Raw genomic sequence first — 3,728 nt, forward strand, 5'->3', positions numbered from 1 at the left:
GAGCGGGATATGCTCCGGCAAGCCGGAGCATAGAGCGCGAATTGCGCAAGCGCAATTCGAATTCCAGCGCAAGCGCTGGAATGGAATTCCGTAAACGGAATTCCGGACGGACTCCAATTCGCGCAAGCGCGAATTGGAGGCGACCGCGCAAGCGCGATCACCGGGGCTGGCTACGGGGAGGTGCATCATGTGCGGGGCTGTGTAGGGCTTGGGGTTCCTGCTCACCACCCTTGCAACGGGAGTGACGGACCGTCGACCTGACAGGGTGCCGGCCTGACGTAGTGACGGGCTCCGCTGCGCTCCACCCGAACCCTCTCCCCCACCCTCAAAAATGGCCGCTCACGTTCACCGATACTCCGCCAGCATATCCTATGAACCGGGTCTATGGGGCGGGGTTCATCAAGTATCAGCCTACAGGGCGAACATGTCACATGAGTTATGCATCACGACATATGGCTGTGTAGCATCTGTGTACAGACATCAGCACCTCAGGCCCATCACGCCGCGCCGGATTTTCAGTTCTGATTGCGCGCCAGATTCCGCTAAAAGGAGAACACGGGAATGGCCGTGAAACTGCGTGACCACCAGGTCGAGGCCGTTGCCGCCATTGTGCGCGGTCTCGATATCCCGCCGGGTGGCATTCCTGCCAATGGCCTGCGCGGGCAGGTGCACGCCGCGTGTGGAACAGGGAAAACCATTATCGCTGCGGCCTCCGCGAAAAGGATTGTGCCCAAGGGGCGCATTCTCGTTCTGGTGCCGACTCTGGATCTCCTGACGCAGACCGTCCAGGCGTGGCGTGGGGCCGGGCACACGGGGCCGGCGGTCGCGGTGTGCAGCCTCAGCGACGACCCGGAGTTGTGGAACCTGAAGGTGCGCTCCACCACCAGCCCGGTGCAGCTGGCGCTGTGGCACGGCTCCGGGCCTGTGACCATCTTCGGGACGTACGCGTCGCTGGGGGTGCTGGCGGAGGCGTTCGAGGGCGTCTACGGGCAGCAGCTCGCCCCGCTGGACCTCGCCGTGGTGGATGAGGCGCACAGGACGTCGGGCTCGATGGGTAAGGCGTGGGCTGACATCCACAACCAGCACGTCATCCCGGCGCACCGGCGGCTGTATCTGACGGCGACGCCGCGGATCTGGCAGGAGCGGGCGAACTGGGAGGTCGCGGAGGGTGTGCGCGAGGCGCTGCCGAAGGAGATGGCGGCCTCGATGGACGACGAGGCCGTGTTCGGGCCGGTGCTCTACAAGCTGTCGCTGGCGTCTGCCGTCTCGCGGGGCCTGCTGGCGCGGTACCAGATCATCGTCCTGGAGCTGAAGGACCCGGTGGTCACTCCGGAGCGGCTGATGGGCGAGGAGCGGCGTGGTGAGGAGGTGCGCGGGCAGCGGCTCGGGGCGCTCCAGGCGGCGCTCCTGCACACGATGGAGCGGCATCAGCTCCAGACGTGCATCACCTTCCATCACCGGACGATCGAGGCCGCGGCGTACGCGGAGGGCCTGGAGCGGGTGGCGAAGCGGTTGCACGCGGACCAGCCCGAGAAGTACCCGGCCGAGGTGTGGGCGGACTGGCTGTGCGGGGAGCACGTGCCCGAGCGCCGGCGCGACGTCCTGGGGAAGTTCGGGACCACCGCCCGGCGCGCCGTGCTCTCGAACTGCAGGGTGTTGGGTGAGGGCGTCGACATCCGCGCGGTGGACTCCGTGGCTCTCCTGGACCCCAAGGGCGCCCCGCACGACATCGTCCAGGCCATCGGCCGCGCGCTGCGACAGAAGCCTGGGCAGGGAAAGCTCGCCTCTCTGATCGTGCCGGTATTCCTCAAGGCTGATGAACAGCCGGAGGATATGTTCACGTCCGGATCGTACCGGCCTTTGGTGAAGGTTCTTGAGGGGCTACGGGCTCACGATGAAGAGGCTGTGGAGTTGCTGGCAATCCCTCAGGAGCCGCAGAAGGACGTCGCGCAGCCGTCTGAGTACATCGGTGAGGCGCCTGGTGACGGGGAGGAAGAATCCCGTTTGCTGCTCCGTTTTGCCGCTCCGCGTGACCCGGTGATGGTCGCGGACTGGGTGAGCTTCAACGTGATCGACACCGAGCGGCAGGACTGGGCGCGTGGCTGGGCGAAGTTGAAGCAGTTCACCGAGCGTGAGGCGCATGCCAGGGTTCCGTACGAGTACAAGGAGGGCGCGTTCCCTCTGGGGACCTGGGTCGCCGAGCAGCGCCGGGCTTTCGGGGCCGGGCAGATGACCGGGAAGCGGGCGCAGCGGCTGGAGAAGCTGGGCATGGTCTGGTCGGTCGCGGACGAGCGGTTCCAGGAGAACCTGGCGGCGGCGAGGGTGTACTTCGAGGAGCACTGGACGCTGTGCGCGCCCCGGACCGCTTCCGCGCTGGACAAGCCGATCGGGCAGTGGCTGTCCAATCTGCGCCGGCCCGGTGCGCTGGCCGGCAAGCCGGAGTGGGAGGCCGCGCTGCGGGAGATCGACGAGGACTGGAACCCGGTGTGGCCGGCCGAGTGGCAGCGGCACTACGCCGTGGTCCGGGAGATGCTGGCCGAGGAGACCATCCTTGCGTACGTCGAACCGGGCGTCACCGTGCACGGCATGGACATCGGGAAATGGCTCGCCCGGCAGCGCAAGCCCGAGGTCTGGACGGCCCTGTCCGACGGGCAACGCGAACGCCTCGAAGCCTTCGGCGTCGTCCCGCACGCCCCCGAGCTGGAAGCACCCGCGAAGCCGTCCACGACGCCCGTGAGCGCCTTCGAGCGGGGTGTTGCGGCCCTCGCCCAGTACAAGGCTCGTACGGGGTCTGTGACCGTACCCAGGGCCCACGTAGAACGGCTGGAGGACGGCACAGAGATCCGGCTCGGTGTGTTCCTCAGCAACAGCAACAGCAGACGCGCCAAGCTCACGGCGGACAAACTCGCCGCGCTCGCCCACCTCGGACTCGACTGGGCGCGCTGACGGAGCGCGTTCCGAAGTGATCGCCAGAGCCCTACCTCATCTCGGTACTTCGTGGCGGAGGATCGAGATTCAGGCTGCCCGTCGCCGGCAGGCGTGAGAGACCCACTGCACGGGTTGATAGCCAGGCCTGTGGCTGCGGGGGCGATCGCCGTCCTCGACCCGGAACGTCAACGCTGAAAAGGCTCGTTGAGCCGCTGATGGCGGCGGCCCACCACACCGACGGCCACCAAGGCGGCGAAGAGGGCGCCCGCGGCCACGTAGCCTACGAGGGTGTCGGTGACGACCAGCACGAGCAGGACCGGGATCAGCGTCAGGGTCCCAATCCTGGACGTGACGAAGGCGTCCGCGCGCAGAACGAGGCGCAGGAATCGTGAGGGCGTGGCGTCGGTCATGGGTTCTCCCTGTGCGGTACGAGAGGGGCCGGCCGCAGCAGCAGCATGGCCCGAGTAGGCGCGGTGAAGCAGACGGGTCAGTGCCGCAACGGAGTCACCTTGGGTGAACGGTCTCACCACGACCGCCTGCCGACCGCTGAGCCGCATCGACTTACCAACGGATGGCCTGTCCACACGATCGAGTATCGGTCGTCGAGCGACGCACCGCTCGCTGAGCTGCAAGTACGCCCACAGGAATGTGCCTCACGGCCCCGGCTTGAACAGCTCGAAGATGGGGAGGTAACGCGTCCAGCTGTGCCCGAACACGATGAGCATGACGAGCTCGGCCCATGCCGTTGCTGCCGCGGCCGTGGCCATGTCCGGAAGCCCCAGGAACGACAATCCCACGAC

Annotated in this window: 2 protein-coding genes; one reads left to right on the plus strand and one right to left on the minus strand. The window is 67.0% G+C overall.

All coding sequences use genetic code 11. The annotated features are described in order from the left end of the window. The first annotated feature begins 561 nt into the window (after positions 1-561). Complete coding sequence (locus ACWFR1_RS40010; RefSeq protein WP_453560926.1) at positions 562-2,946, plus strand: Helicase associated domain protein; 2,385 nt, start codon at positions 562-564, stop codon at positions 2,944-2,946. Positions 2,947-3,113: 167 nt separating this feature from the next. On the opposite strand, the gene ACWFR1_RS40015 is transcribed toward ACWFR1_RS40010, so the two are convergent. Continuing rightward, positions 3,114-3,338 (minus strand): hypothetical protein, encoded by a 225-nt coding sequence (locus ACWFR1_RS40015; RefSeq protein WP_453560929.1) that lies wholly within the window; start codon positions 3,336-3,338, stop codon positions 3,114-3,116. Between the last annotated feature and the right edge of the window lie 390 nt (positions 3,339-3,728).

Source organism: Streptomyces sp. NPDC055103 (assembly GCF_053607625.1).